The following is a 12744-nucleotide window of genomic DNA, read 5'->3' on the forward strand; positions in this document are numbered from 1 at the left end:
TTAATAAGAAAAAATCAAAGTTCGTGTCTCAGAAACTTGACCAGCTCATTGAGCAGGGGTATCGGTGGGTTGTGGAGGTTGATCTGGATGCATTCTTTGATCGGGTGAACCATGACGTGCTGATGTCCAGGATTGCGCGGAAGGTGAAAGACAAGCGGGTTCTGAAGCTTGTTCGGAAGTATTTGACGGCTGGGATCATGGCGCAGGGTGTTCGTCGGGAAACGGCGGAGGGTACCCCGCAGGGGTCGCCTTTATCGCCGTTGCTCTCGAACATCATGTTGGATGATTTTGATCAGGAGTTCTGGTCGAGGGATCACCGTTTTGTGCGGTATGCCGATGACATCAGAATTTTTGTGAAGTCGAAACGTGCTGCCGAACGGGTGTTGGATCAGGCGACGAAAGTCCTTGAACAGCGCCTGAAGTTGAAGGTTAATCGGCAGAAATCAGTGATCAATCCGGCGAGTGTTGCAACGTTGCTGGGTTTTGGTTTCTACTTCGTCAAAGGTTCGAAGGTCAGGATCAGGGTTGCTCCGAAGGCGTGGATACGCATGAAGGAGCGGATTCGGAGGTTGACTTCTCGGCGGTGGAGTGTGTCGATGGAGTACCGTATCGAGCAGTTGAATCGTTTTGTTCGGGGTTGGATGGGTTATTTCCGGTTGTCGATGACGGCGGATAAATTTGCCACACTCGATCAATGGTTTAGACGTCGGTTGCGTCAGATCCGTTGGGTTGAATGGAAGCGTCCTCGTACTCGGGTGGCGAATCTTCGCCGTCTGGGGATTGTCAAGGATAAGGCTTACCAGTGGGGAAACAGTTCACGTGCGTATTGGCGTGTGGCGAAGTCCCCGATTCTTCATCGTGCCTTGCCAACTTCTTATTGGGAGGAGTTGGGTGTGCTGTTCTTTCGCCGTGCTTGGGATCGTTTTCAGTGACTTGGTGAACCGCCGGATGCGGGCCCGCATGTCCGGTGGTGTGAGAGGCGGGGGCTAGACACCCCCGCCTACTCGATGTGTTCTGGCGCGTGGGAGCTTCATAGCATGAACGGGATTTCCAGCATGGCAGTTTCCCAACTTTAAAGATCACAACCCTTTGGGCCGTTCTGTCTTGGCAGGCGCTCGTTGAAGAAATAAGATGAATTGCTACCGAATCCCGTGAGCACTAGAACCCCAACACGAGGTGGATAATCTGATGGCACAGATGAGCGAAGAGCTCATTGAGCAGTGGGCCGACGCAACTGCTGAAATCTACAATGAGTCCCTGACCGGCATCAACCTGAGCCGCTTGCCAGACGCGATGGCCCAGTACGTCGATCTTTTCTCGCAGAGCGAGGACCTGACCTTCAATGCGGATGCCACCCCAACCGATTACTTTGATAATCACCCGTTTCTGGCAGTGACCGCGGTGCTCAACAACCCTGAGGCGATGGAGGTTCTGGATTCCGACGCGCAGGATGCGTTGGATGCAATGGCCGACTTCACCGAGGCCTGGTACAAGTTCGATCTTGAGAATGAACCTGAACTCGGTATCTCCGAAGCAGATGTCGACGACGTAGACGAAGACTGGTAAACCCCAGTATTACTAGAGCCGGCATCAAGCAGACCAACTGCTTGGTGCCGGTTTTGCCATTCCAAACCGCTGGCAGCTATTCCAATTGGGTCCGGGGAGTGGAACGATGCGGGTATGAGCCAGTTCAGTGTTTTTGAAAGCACCGTGGTTATCCATCTTCCGGTGCATCGTGTCTGGGAGTTGCTGACAGACTGGGCAGCAACACCCTTGTGGATCCATGGGATCGGCTCCATGCATTCCGATGACCCCGAACTCAAAGTGGGCACCAACCTCACTTATCGAGTCGCAGGGCATGAACGGTTGTACCGGGTTCATGAGCTGATCGAGAATCGCCTGCTGATTCTGCACACCTCAGAGAATCCCGATGGGCTGTCCTACCGATACGATCTCAAAGATGATGCCGGGCAGACCGAAGTAGTCTTGCAGGTGGCGATCATCAACCCTGATCTCAGCGTCGAGCAGTGCGAAGCGCTAGCCCAGAATATCCGCGAGAGCGAAGGCGACAAGCTCGATCAGCTACGGTTCTATGCCGAACAAGCCCCCTGAGCCATCAGTGCCGGCAGCATGATAGGCAACCGAGTTCTGCAGCTGGCCGGTGAAGAGCTCGTTGACGGTCACCGGGGTATAGCCAGCTGACTTCAGCGCCGCAACAAGGCGCGGGACGAGGTCGATGGAACTTTCATGAATGTCATGCATCAAGATCACCGACCCTGCTCTGGTCTGGTCCGTGGCAGTTCTGAAGGCCTGGTCCGCATCATGGTGCTCCCAATCGCGCGTATCAACATCCCACAGCACCAGCGGGTAGCCGATGAGCGCATCCTGGTGCGGATCGTGCAGCCCATAGGGCGGCCTGAAAACTTCAGGCCATATGCCAGCTGTGCCGGCAATCATGGCACTGCTGCGCTCCAGCTGTTCTGCGAGCTGCGTCTCGCTCAAGGTCCTGATATCCGGATGGTCCCAAGAATGGTTGCCGAGCTGATGCCCCTCGGCAACCATCCGTCGCACAGCTTCGGGATAGGCGCTGACGTTCTGCCCGATCATGAAGAAGGTGGCAACGGCTCCCGCCGCTTTCAGCGCGTCGAGAAGACGATGGGTATATTCGCCCGGCCCATCATCGAATGTCAGCGCAACCAGCTTGTTCATTTTCACTCCGCTCGTTTCACTTCCTGCAGTGCCGGCTCATCGCGCAATGGATGGGCGATCTCATCTTGGGCGAATTTTCCCGCCCGCCAGGCAATGATGCCGAACAGCGGCGACGCGATTCCGGCGATGATGAATATCGCCTGAAGGCTCATGACCTGGGTCAACGGCCCAGCCACCGCCATGGATAGCGGCATCAAGGCCAGTGAAACGAAGAAGTCCAGGCTGGAAATCCGCCCGAGCAGATTGCTTGGCACCCGGCGCTGAAGCAGCGTACCCCAAATGACCATGCCCACCGCGTCGGTGATGCCAAATGCCAGGAGGATGGCAAAGAGCATCCATGCTTCATCGACATAGCCGACGATAGCCAGCGGCAAGGTGCCCAAGCACCAGCAAGCGGTCATCAGGCTCAAATACCGGCGCGGGAATTTAGCAGAGGCGATGAGCAGTGAACCCACCGCTGCCCCGGCACCGAAGAAGGCCAAGGCGAAACTGAAAAGTTTCGCGTCCCCGTGCAGGTTATCGCTGACGATGAAGGGCAAAAGTACTTCGAAGGGGCCGATGAAGGTGAACACCGAAATAACCGAGAAGAGTAAGGTCCATAGCAGCCAGCGGGTGCGCACGGTGTAGCCGATGCCCTCGCGCAATTGGCGGAAGATGCCCGGCTGCGGTTGGCCATCGGCAGCACCCGGCCTGTTGTAGGCCTCGCGCTTCGGGATCCTGCGCAGCATCAGCAAGGCGAGCAAGTGAACCAGCGAAAGCCCGATGATCGCGTGCGCTGGTGACAGGGCGGCCACCAGGAAACCGGCGGTCATTGGGCCCAGCGCCGTGTGGACTACCGGGCGTATGGTTCCTTCCAGGCCGTTGGCGGCCAGCAGCTGGTCGGCTGGAAGCATCTTGGGAAGCAACGCCGAGTATGCGGGGTAGAAAAAGGCCGCCCCGGCGCCAACGAGGAATCCAGCCACCATCAGATGCCATAGTTCCAGGACACCGTTGATGGCCAGGATTGCGGTGGTGCTCATCAGCGCCAAGGAAAAGACTTCCACCAGCACTACGATGCGCCGGCAGGAATGGCGGTCGGCCATGATGCCGCCGAAGAGGACGAAGCACAGCAGCCCCACGGCATTGGCGGTGGCGACCATCGACAGTTCTACCGGTCCGCCGTCCAAGCGGCGCACCTGGTAGACCATAGCCACGGTCCACATGCCAGCGGCAAAGGTCGATAGGACAAGTGCGCTGGCCAGCAGGGCGTAATCGCGGATTGCGAAGGGCTTGATCAGGCGCAGCGCGGTGGTTTTGAGCGCGCTCATTCAAACTCCTACGTTAGTGCGTAGGTATTATCATCCGGCAAGTGATTGACTTCTGTCAATCAGTATTTTCGGACACAAAAACGGGGAACAAGCCTAGGCTTGTTCCCCGAATTTCTTAAGTTAAGAGCTACTCGGCGTCGTGGTCGGTTTCCAAGATAGCTACCAGCTGATCCAGTGCGGCTTCTGCGCCTTCACCCTCGGAACGCAGCACCACGGTGGTGCCGTATTCTGCGCCCAGGCCCATGAGCGAGAGGATGCTCGACGCATCCAGCGCCTCGTCCGCTGGCTCTCCTTCCAGGGCTATGGTGGCTCTTCAGAATTGAGAGTGTAGCCACCTAAACCCAACACCCCGGATCCCGGGCATGTCGTCAATGCATTAAAAAGTCGAGGCCTTCCAGAAGAATGGAAGTTACCACACTAACCATTTCTAGAGACCTCGACTGTGCACCATTCTATCTATACCCCCGCAAATCTCACGACTTTCACCAACCTTGACGGACTGGGACTCACCGCCATCGGGCAGCGCCTCACGCCGAAGAAAGCTGAGATCCTCTGCCAAGTGACCAACCCTGACCCATGGTGCCAAACGTGCGGAACGCCCGGAAATCCACGCGATACCGTCACCCGGCGCCTGGCCCACGAACCGTTCGGATGGCGGCCCACCGTCCTGGTGATCAAGCACCGCCGCTACCGCTGCAACCACTGCCAACGAGTCTGGCGTGAAGACCTCAGCCAAGCGGTAGCGCCACGACAGAAAATCAGCCGGACCGGGCTACGCTGGGCTTTGGCCGGGCTAGTCACCCAGCACCTGTCAGTCTCACGGATTGCCGAAGGGCTCGGTGTCACCTGGAATACCGCCAACGAAGCAGTGCTGGCCGAAGGCCAGCGCCTGCTGATAGATGACCCAACCCGGTTCAACGGAGTCAAAGTGTTGGGAGTTGATGAGCACGTGTGGCGGCATACCAAAAGTGGAGACAAGTACGTGACGGTCATTGTTGACCTCACCCCGGTGAAGGCTGGCACTGGCACCGCACGATTGCTCGACATGATTCCCGGACGTTCCAAGGCCGTGTTCAAGACCTGGCTTGCTGAACGCGGTGAAGCATGGAAAAACAATGTTGAGGTGGTCGCGATGGACGGGTTCACCGGCTTCAAAAGCGCTGCTGCTGAGGAACTGCCCCAAGCCGTAGAAGTCTTGGACCCTTTTCATGTGGTCAAGCTCGGCTCCGAGGCGTTGGACCAGGCCAGACAACGAGTTCAGCGTGAACAATATGGGCGGCGTGGCCGGAAAGATGATCCGCTGTATAAGTGCCGGCGTACGCTGACTACAGGTTTATCGCTGGCCACAGAGAAACAGAAACAGCGCGTTGAAGACCTGTTCAACGTTGCGAAGCACGAGCCTGTGCAATTGGTCTGGAGCGTTTACCAGAGGATGGTTGATGCCTACCGGCAGAAGAAGCCCGAGATCGGGAAGTGGGCCATGGAACAACTGATCAACGAGATCGGTACCAAAGTGCCGAAGGGTTTACCGGAGTTGAAGAAACTCGGTGGTACGCTGCGCAGGCGGAAACCGGATATCCTCGCGTATTTTGATCACATTGGCAGTTCCAATGGGCCTACTGAAGCACTCAATGGGCGGTTGGAGCACCTGCGGGGTATCGCTTTGGGGTTCACGAATTTGACGCACTATATCGCACGGTCATTGTTGGAAACCGGTGGCTTTAGATCGCGTTTACACCCTGAATCCTGAAGAGCCGCTATGGTGACCTCTACCGGAAGTTCTGCTGCGGCTTCGGCGAAGATTGCTGCCGGGCGGGCGTGCAGGCCGACTCGGCTGCCGATGATTGCTGTACGTTCTGCCATGGTGGCTCCTTTGGGATCTAGTGAGCGGTTGCTTGGGGATAAATTCTAATGGCCTACAGGCCGAAACGGTCCAACTCGCCCAGCTCTGCACGCACCGCGCTGCGGGCAAGCTCAGCCGACGGCGCGTCCAAGGCCAGTTTGGCCAAGCGCTGAGCCTTGGCCAGGTCCACGGTACGCAGTACCGCGGAGACTGGGGCCAGGGCCCGCTTGTTCATGGACAGGGTGGTCACACCCAGACCCACCAGCACCACGGCCAGGGCCGGGTCAGCCGCGGCTTCGCCGCACACGCCTACCGGTTTGCCATCGGCGCTTTGGGCGCCGGCGGTGGTCGCGGCCACCATGTGCAGCACGGCTGGCTGCCATGGATCATTCAGCTCGGCCAAGGTACCGAGCTGGCGGTCCGCAGCCATGGTGTACTGGGTCAAGTCGTTGGTGCCAATGGAAACGAAATCACAGCGCTGCAGGATCTGGCCGGCCAGAATTGCGGCCGATGGGACCTCGATCATGGTACCGGCGGTGGCAAAGCCAGCGGCCTTGGCCATCTGCGCGAAGTCTTCCGCCTCAGCCGGGGTGGAGATCATCGGGGCCATGACCCAGACATCTGCCTCATGCTCGCTGGTCGCCTGGGCGATGGCCTTGAGCTGGCGCTCCAGCACACCGGGGCTGGACAAGTCGGTGCGGTAGCCGCGAACACCCAGTGCAGGGTTTGGCTCGCTGGAATCGGTCAGGAATGGCAGTGGCTTGTCGGCCCCCGCATCCAGGGTTCGCACCACGACCTTCTGTCCGGGGAAAGCCGCGAAGACTGCGCCGTAGGCAGAAACCTGTTCCTGGTGGGTGGGTTCTTTTTCCTTGCCCAAGAAGCAAAACTCGGTGCGCAGCAGGCCAACGCCCTCGGCACCGGCGGCGGCAGCCAGCTGCGCGTCTTCGCCACTGCCCACATTGGACAGCAGCGGTACGCGGTAGCCGTCTGCGAGTTCTCCGGTGCCAGAGAAGTCCGGCAGGACCTCTCTGTTGGCGTAGGTGCTTGCCAAGTGCTCTTCGGCTTCGGTGGGATCGGTGATGACCAACCCGTCGATGCCGTCAACAAAAACATAATCGCCGTTGGCCAGTTCGGTGGTTTCCGGCGCAGCCACGATAGCGGGCAGGCCCAGCGAGCGGGCGATGATCGCGGTGTGCGACTGCGGCCCGCCATCGGAGGTGACCAGCGCCAGGACCTTCGCCGGATCCAGGGTTGCGGTGTCCGCCGGGGCAAGATCCACCGCGGCGAGGATGAAGGGCTGATCCGAATCCGGGATGCCTGGGGCAGGCACGCCACGCAGTTCAGCGACAATACGGGCGCGAACATCCAGTACGTCCCCGGCGCGTTCGGCCATGTAACCGCCCAGGGCGGCCAGCTGGGTGGCGACCGCATCGGCAGCTTCCCAGATGGCCGATTCTGCGCAGGTGCCACCGGTGACCAGCTTGGTGGCGGACTTGATCAGCGTGCGGTCGCTGGCCATCAGCGCGGTGGCCTTCAGCACGGCCTGCGCATCTCCGGTAGCCAGCGCTGCGCGCTCCTTGAGCCCGGTGGCCACAGCCTTGGATGCCTCGGCCAGGCGCTGGGATTCTTCCTCTGCGCTCATGCCCTGCGGCAACGGTGCGCCGTCTGCGGGTGGAAGGATTGGTTCGGGCATGCGGCGCACGTGTCCAATGACGCGTCCGGCACTGACGCCTACTCCGGTGAACTTCTTGCTCATGCTGCGACCTTTGCCGGATCAACGGCTCCCACGGGGGCCTTGCGGACGAACTTCTTCAGGACGATCACCAATGCTGCTGAGACCAGAGTACCGATGAGCGTGGCCAGCAGGAACATCGGCCAGGTGTTATCCATGGCGAAGAAGACGAAGATACCACCGTGCGGGGCCTGGCTGATCGCTTGGAAGCTCATGATCAGCGAGCCGGTGATGCCGGCGCCGACCATGGAGGCCGGGATGACGCGCAGCGGGTCGGCTGCGGCGAAGGGGATAGCACCTTCGGAAATGAAGGCGGCGCCCAGCAGCCAGGCGGCCTTGCCGTTTTCGCGCTCGGCCCCGGTGAATAGCTTCGGCGACACCGCGGTGGCCAGGGCCATCGCCAGTGGCGGAACCATGCCCGCTGCCATCACGGCGGCCATGATCATCAGCGGGGCCGGGTTCTCGGCCACCGAACCGGCGCCCAAGCCGGCTACCGCGAAGGAATAAGCGACCTTGTTGATCGGCCCGCCCAAATCGATGGCCATCATCAGGCCCAGGATCAGGCCGAGGATCGCCGCCGCGGTGCCGGACATGCCCGCCAGCCAGCCGTTGAGGGCTTCGGTGAGCTGGGCAATCGGCCCGCCCAGGAACAGGAACATCAGGCCTGAAGCGATGATGGAACCGAGCAATGGCACGATGACCACTGGCATCAGCCCGCGTAGCCAGCGTGGCACGGTCCAGGAATTGATCCAGCGGCAGGCCAGGCCAGCGATAACGCCGCCGACGATGCCGCCAATGAACCCGGCACCCATGAAGCCGGCCACCGCGCCTGCGGTGAAGCCCGGGGCGATGCCCGGACGGTCGGCATAGGCATAGGCGATGTAACCGCCCAGCGCCGGGACCAGGAAGCCCATTGACAGGCCGCCGATCTTGAACGCCACCGCGCCGAGGTAGGCCAGCAAGCCAGCTTCCGGCAGATTGAACAGCGTATTTTCGGTCAAGTACTGGTCTGCTACATCAGTGATGGCATAGCCGCCGAGCAGGAAGCCCAGCGCGATCAGCAGGCCGCCACCGGCGACGAACGGGATCATGTAGGAGACACCGGTGAGCAGCGCGCGCTTCAGTCCAGCGCCGAACCCCTCGGAGGCAGAATCCGTGGAGCGCTCGCTTGCCGTTTCGTTGCCGGCTGGTACCTTGCGGGCCGCCGGATCCTTGGCCGCGGCCAAGGCATCCTTGAGCAGCTTTTCGGGTTCATCCACACCGCGCTTGACCGGAACCTGGATCACTGGCTTGCCGGCGAACCGCGATTGGTCGCGCACGTCGACGTCCACCGCGAAGATCACCGCGTCGGCCTGGGCGATCAATGCCGGATCCAACGGCTTGGACCCGGAGGACCCCTGGGTTTCCACAGCGAAGTCAACGCCGAGTTCTTCAGCGGCCTGTGCCAGGGAATCGGCGGCCATGTAGGTGTGGGCGATGCCGGTCGGGCAGGCGGTGACGGCCACGATCTTCGGCCGCGCCGTGGCAGCGGGTGCTGCTGCTGCTGGTGCAGCTGGTGCGGCGGGGGCATCGGAGAGCACTTCGGAGACCAGTGCGACGATTTCCTCGTTGCTCCTGGCTGCACGCAGGGCCGCGGTGAAGGGTTTCTTCACCAGTGCGCGGGCCAGCTTGGAGAGCAGCTTCAGGTGCTCCTTGTCGGCGCCTTCCGGGGCGGCAATGAAGAAGACCAGATCTGCCGGGCCGTCCTTGGCACCGAAGTCCACCGGGGTGCCCAGCCGGGCCATGGCCAGAGTGGGAACGGTGACCGCTGCTGATCGGCAATGCGGAATCGCGATGCCGCCGGGCACGCCGGTGGCCGTCTTCGCCTCGCGGGCCAAGGCATGCTCGGCCTATTCGGCGGCGCTGGCGGCTCGCCCGGCCTGCGTGATCTGCTGGGCCAGGTACTTGATGACGTCGGTGCTCGTTGAACCTAGATGCGCATCCAGGGTGACGAGCCGGGTTTCGATCAGATCGCTCATGGTCAGGATCCTTGCCTTGGGGTGAGTTCGATGACGCTGACCGCATCGATGCGGAGGTCGGTTGGGGTGGGGATGCCGGAGCCGGGCAGCGAGGCCGCCGCGGTTCCGTAGGCGATGGCCTGGCGCAGCTTGAACGCCGGCAAGTGGCCTGCCGTGTCTGCCAGCAGATAGCCGGCCAGCGAGGAATCGCCGGCACCTACTGTGCTGCGCGGGGTGATCGGCTGCGGCCAGCCGTGCCAGCAGCCCTCGGCAGTGGCCAGTACCGCGCCGTGCGCACCCAGGGTGGTGAGCACCGCGGCCCCGGGACGGCGCAGCAGCTTGGAGCTGGCGCGAGCGGCCAGCCCGGGGTCCGCTTCGAGCTGAGCTTCGCCCAGGTCCTCGCCCAGCAGCTCGGCAAGCTCTTCGGCGTTGGGCTTGACCAGATCCGGGATGTGGATCTCGCCGTGGGCGAAGAGCTGGCGCAGCGGCTCCCCAGAGGTATCAACTGCAATCTTCGGGCACTTCGCGCCGAGCTGCTCGCGCAACGACGCGGTAAGCAGGGCGTAGTAGTTCGCCGGCACACCGGGCGGCAGCGACCCTGCCATGACCAGCCAATCGGCGCCGGCGCAGGAATCGCGCACCAGCTCCGAGAGCTGCTCCAACGTGGCCGCGTCCAGCTCAGGACCGGCCTCGTTGATCTTGGTGGTCGATCCATCCGGCGAGGTCAGCGTCGTGTTGGTGCGCAGCGGAGCATTGATTTCCAGCGCCCGGTAGGGCAACTGGTCGGCGGCCAGGGCGACGATGAGCGGATCGTTTCCGGCTCCGGGGAGTACAGCGAGGGTCCGCTGCCCGGCGGCGAGGATGACCCGCGCAACATTCACGCCCTTGCCTGCGGCCTGCAGGTGGCTGCCAGCGGCCCGCTGCACCGCACCGGGCTGCAATGCGGCGGCCAATTCGATGGTCTTGTCCAGCGCCGGGTTGCAGGTCAACGTCACGATCATGCGACCACCACCTCGACATCGGCCGCGTCCAGGGCGGCAGCGAGTTCGGTTCCGGGCTGCTGGTCGGTGACCAGAGTGTCAATGGCTTCCAGGGAAGCGAAGCGGACCAGGGTTTCCTGGTCGAACTTGGAGCTGTCGGCCAGCAGCACTACGCGGCGGGCACTGGCTACCAAGGCGCGCTTGACCGCTGCTTCCAGCGGGTCCGGGGTGCTCAGGCCGAAACCGGCATGCAACCCGTTGGTGCCGATGAAAGCGATGTCGGCCCGGTACTGGGAATACTCCTGCGCGGTGCGGGCACCGCTGGTGGCCCCGGTCAGGCCGCGGACGCGACCGCCGATGAGCTCCAGGGCGATGTCGGGACAATGGATCAGGGCCGAGGCGATGGGCAAGGCGTGGGTAATGACCACCAGTCCGGAGCCAGCGTTGGCCTTGACCATGCGCTCTGCGAGGATTTCGGTGGTGGTTCCGGCATCGATGATGACCGAGGCGTCTGAAACAGGAAGCAAGCCCAGGGCACGTTGCGCGATCCGGGCCTTGGCGTCGGAGTGGATGGTCGTGCGTACCACGTAGCTTTCCTCGCGGGTGCTGGCTTCGGACGTGGCCACCGCCCCGCCATGGACGCGACGCAGGCAGTTCTCGGATTCGAGCTGTGCCAGGTCGCGGCGGACGGTTTCCCGGGTGATATCGAAGCGCTGCGCGAGCTGGGCGACGGTTACTTTCCCGTCAGCTTCCAGCTGCTCAACGATCAGCCGGTGTCGTTCTTCGGCGAACATTCTTGCCTCCGCAATTCCTCATGACCTGCAACACATTGATCTGTGTTTCCATGACTTTATGCCCGATTGTGTGGCATCGTCAAGTGAAAATGTGGGGAATTTTTGGCTTTATTTGGTTTTGAGTGGGTTTGCTAGGGGTTATGCAGAATCAGCGCTGGGAGATATGCGTAACCAAAGCAGCGTGCGACTCGATCCTGTCCTCCGGAAATCGCCATCCGTGCGGCCTCAGCTGACGGGAAACCGCACCCAGGAGCAAGACCTCGGTATATCAGCTGCCTGCGGGCGTTCCCGGTTGTTCCCGACTCCTTCGCTCGACGCATGGCCGCGTTGGAAGCTCGAGATCCGCACCGCATCAGGACCCGGCGGTTCAGTCCGTGGCGTTTTCGGCAGGTGTTGCGGGTTCCTTGGGCGAGTTGGAGCGCGGGCTGGGGCGCACGTGTGCAGGTGTGCGGGCGGGGCCGGATTTTCTTGTGATCCACCAGATGGTGGCGGTGATGAGAATCAGTACTACGCTGGGGACCAGGTTGGCGATGGAACCTGAAATTTCTTCGCGGCTATTGAGTGCTCCACCGAGATCGACGTGAAGCGTGGTGCCCAGTACGAGCGCTGTGACGTTGTAGACGATGTGAAGGGCGATGGCGGTTTCGAGCCCGCCGGTGCGCCAGGTGGCGATCGCCAATGACCCAAAGAGCACGAGGTAGGAGGTGAGGGTATATGGGTCCAGTGAGCCGTGCATGAGTGAGAAGAGGACAGTGGGGACGATGATGCTGATGAGGGCGCCAGAGCGTGCGCCGCGGGCCCATCCTCCGACGATGCGGAACATGAAGCCGCGGAAGCCGTACTCTTCCCCGGCCGCTGCCAAAGGCGTCAGCAGCATGCCAATCACGAAGTAGGCCACCAAGTCGGCTGCCGTCCACGGAACCTGATCAGCCGGTGCCGCGAGAAAGCCGGCGGCAATGACGAGCAGCAGTGCAGGGCCGAAGGCGAGCAGGGAGCGGGCAAAGATGCCGTATCGGAAGATTCCGGCCACCGAATGCAGCGAGGAGAAGGGGATTCCGTAGAGCAGGCGTTGCAGCAGCATACAGTACGGGATGAGCAAGGCCAGAGAGAGTGCGCCGGCGGCCTGTTGGAGCGGCGTGAAGCCGGCACGCCCGAGGATTTCGGTGTCGATATGACGGGCGCCGAGGAGGGACAGCTGCGCGAAACCTGCAAAGCCCACGAGAAGCAGGGCGATCGCGAGGATCCCGCGCGGGATCCTGCGTTTTTCGCCCGCGTAGACGCGGTGGTATTCGGCGGCGGACGGAACGCGGGAAGCTGATATCGGTTCGTCGATTTGGAGGAGCCAGTTTGAGGCGGCGTTCGGCATAGTTGTTTTCCTTTCG

The 12744-nt window shown here is 61.5% G+C and carries 10 protein-coding genes and 3 pseudogenes; 4 read left to right on the forward strand and 9 right to left on the reverse strand.

Annotated elements, in window-relative coordinates:
• Nucleotides 1–23: 23 nt before the first annotated feature.
• From AARI_RS01525 to AARI_RS01535, 3 genes are all read left to right on the forward strand, one after another.
• The gene (locus AARI_RS01525; RefSeq protein ID WP_231849423.1) at nt 24–932 is read left to right on the forward strand and encodes a reverse transcriptase domain-containing protein; all 909 of its coding nucleotides are present in this window, start codon (nt 24–26) and stop codon (nt 930–932) included.
• A 256-nt stretch (nt 933–1188) separates the two neighbouring features.
• Nucleotides 1189–1566 carry a hypothetical protein gene (locus AARI_RS01530; RefSeq protein ID WP_013347620.1) on the forward strand — a complete coding sequence of 126 codons (378 nt, stop codon included), beginning with the start codon at nt 1189–1191 and terminating at the stop codon, nt 1564–1566.
• Nucleotides 1567–1680: 114 nt separating this feature from the next.
• Nucleotides 1681–2112, forward strand: coding sequence for an SRPBCC family protein (locus AARI_RS01535; protein WP_013347621.1), 432 nt, complete (start codon nt 1681–1683; stop codon nt 2110–2112).
• Here the strand turns inward: AARI_RS01535 and AARI_RS01540 are convergent.
• The 3 genes and pseudogenes from AARI_RS01540 to AARI_RS01550 all read right to left on the reverse strand — a co-directional run.
• On the reverse strand, nt 2083–2709 hold the full coding sequence (locus tag AARI_RS01540; protein WP_049862530.1) for a polysaccharide deacetylase family protein: 627 nt from the start codon (nt 2707–2709) through the stop codon (nt 2083–2085). The two genes, AARI_RS01535 and AARI_RS01540, sit on opposite strands and share 30 nt — an antisense overlap.
• A 2-nt stretch (nt 2710–2711) precedes the next feature.
• Nucleotides 2712–4016, reverse strand: a complete 1305-nt coding sequence (locus AARI_RS01545) for an MFS transporter (RefSeq protein WP_013347622.1) — start codon at nt 4014–4016, stop codon at nt 2712–2714.
• Nucleotides 4017–4143: 127 nt separating this feature from the next.
• A pseudogene (locus tag AARI_RS01550) lies at nt 4144–4323 on the reverse strand (HPr family phosphocarrier protein); the annotation flags it as partial.
• A gap of 135 nt (nt 4324–4458) precedes the next feature.
• On the opposite strand from AARI_RS01550, the gene AARI_RS01555 reads away from it, so the two are divergent.
• On the forward strand, nt 4459–5766 hold the full coding sequence (locus AARI_RS01555; RefSeq protein WP_013347623.1) for an ISL3-like element ISAar23 family transposase: 1308 nt from the start codon (nt 4459–4461) through the stop codon (nt 5764–5766).
• Between the two features lie 2 nt (nt 5767–5768).
• Here AARI_RS01555 and AARI_RS20015 read toward each other — a convergent pair.
• From AARI_RS20015 to AARI_RS01580, 6 genes and pseudogenes are all read right to left on the reverse strand, one after another.
• Nucleotides 5769–5879: pseudogene (locus AARI_RS20015) on the reverse strand (HPr family phosphocarrier protein); the annotation flags it as partial.
• A gap of 53 nt (nt 5880–5932) precedes the next feature.
• Complete coding sequence (gene ptsP, locus AARI_RS01560; RefSeq protein ID WP_013347624.1) at nt 5933–7615, reverse strand: phosphoenolpyruvate--protein phosphotransferase; 1683 nt, start codon at nt 7613–7615, stop codon at nt 5933–5935.
• Nucleotides 7612–9609 (reverse strand): annotated as a pseudogene (locus tag AARI_RS01565) (PTS fructose transporter subunit IIABC). Before AARI_RS01565 ends, ptsP begins: the two are co-directional and overlap by 4 nt.
• Nucleotides 9610–9611: 2 nt before the next feature.
• Nucleotides 9612–10589, reverse strand: a complete 978-nt coding sequence (locus AARI_RS01570) for a 1-phosphofructokinase family hexose kinase (protein WP_013347625.1) — start codon at nt 10587–10589, stop codon at nt 9612–9614.
• The gene (locus tag AARI_RS01575; protein ID WP_013347626.1) at nt 10586–11362 is read right to left on the reverse strand and encodes a DeoR/GlpR family DNA-binding transcription regulator; all 777 of its coding nucleotides are present in this window, start codon (nt 11360–11362) and stop codon (nt 10586–10588) included. The genes AARI_RS01570 and AARI_RS01575 overlap by 4 nt, the downstream gene beginning before the upstream one ends.
• Nucleotides 11363–11729: 367 nt before the next feature.
• Nucleotides 11730–12728: a CPBP family intramembrane glutamic endopeptidase gene (locus tag AARI_RS01580; protein ID WP_013347627.1), complete on the reverse strand. Its 999-nt coding sequence runs from the start codon at nt 12726–12728 to the stop codon at nt 11730–11732.
• Between the last annotated feature and the right edge of the window lie 16 nt (nt 12729–12744).

The sequence above is a fragment of the Glutamicibacter arilaitensis Re117 genome, assembly GCF_000197735.1.
Taxonomy (GTDB): Bacteria; Actinomycetota; Actinomycetes; order Actinomycetales; family Micrococcaceae; genus Glutamicibacter; species Glutamicibacter arilaitensis.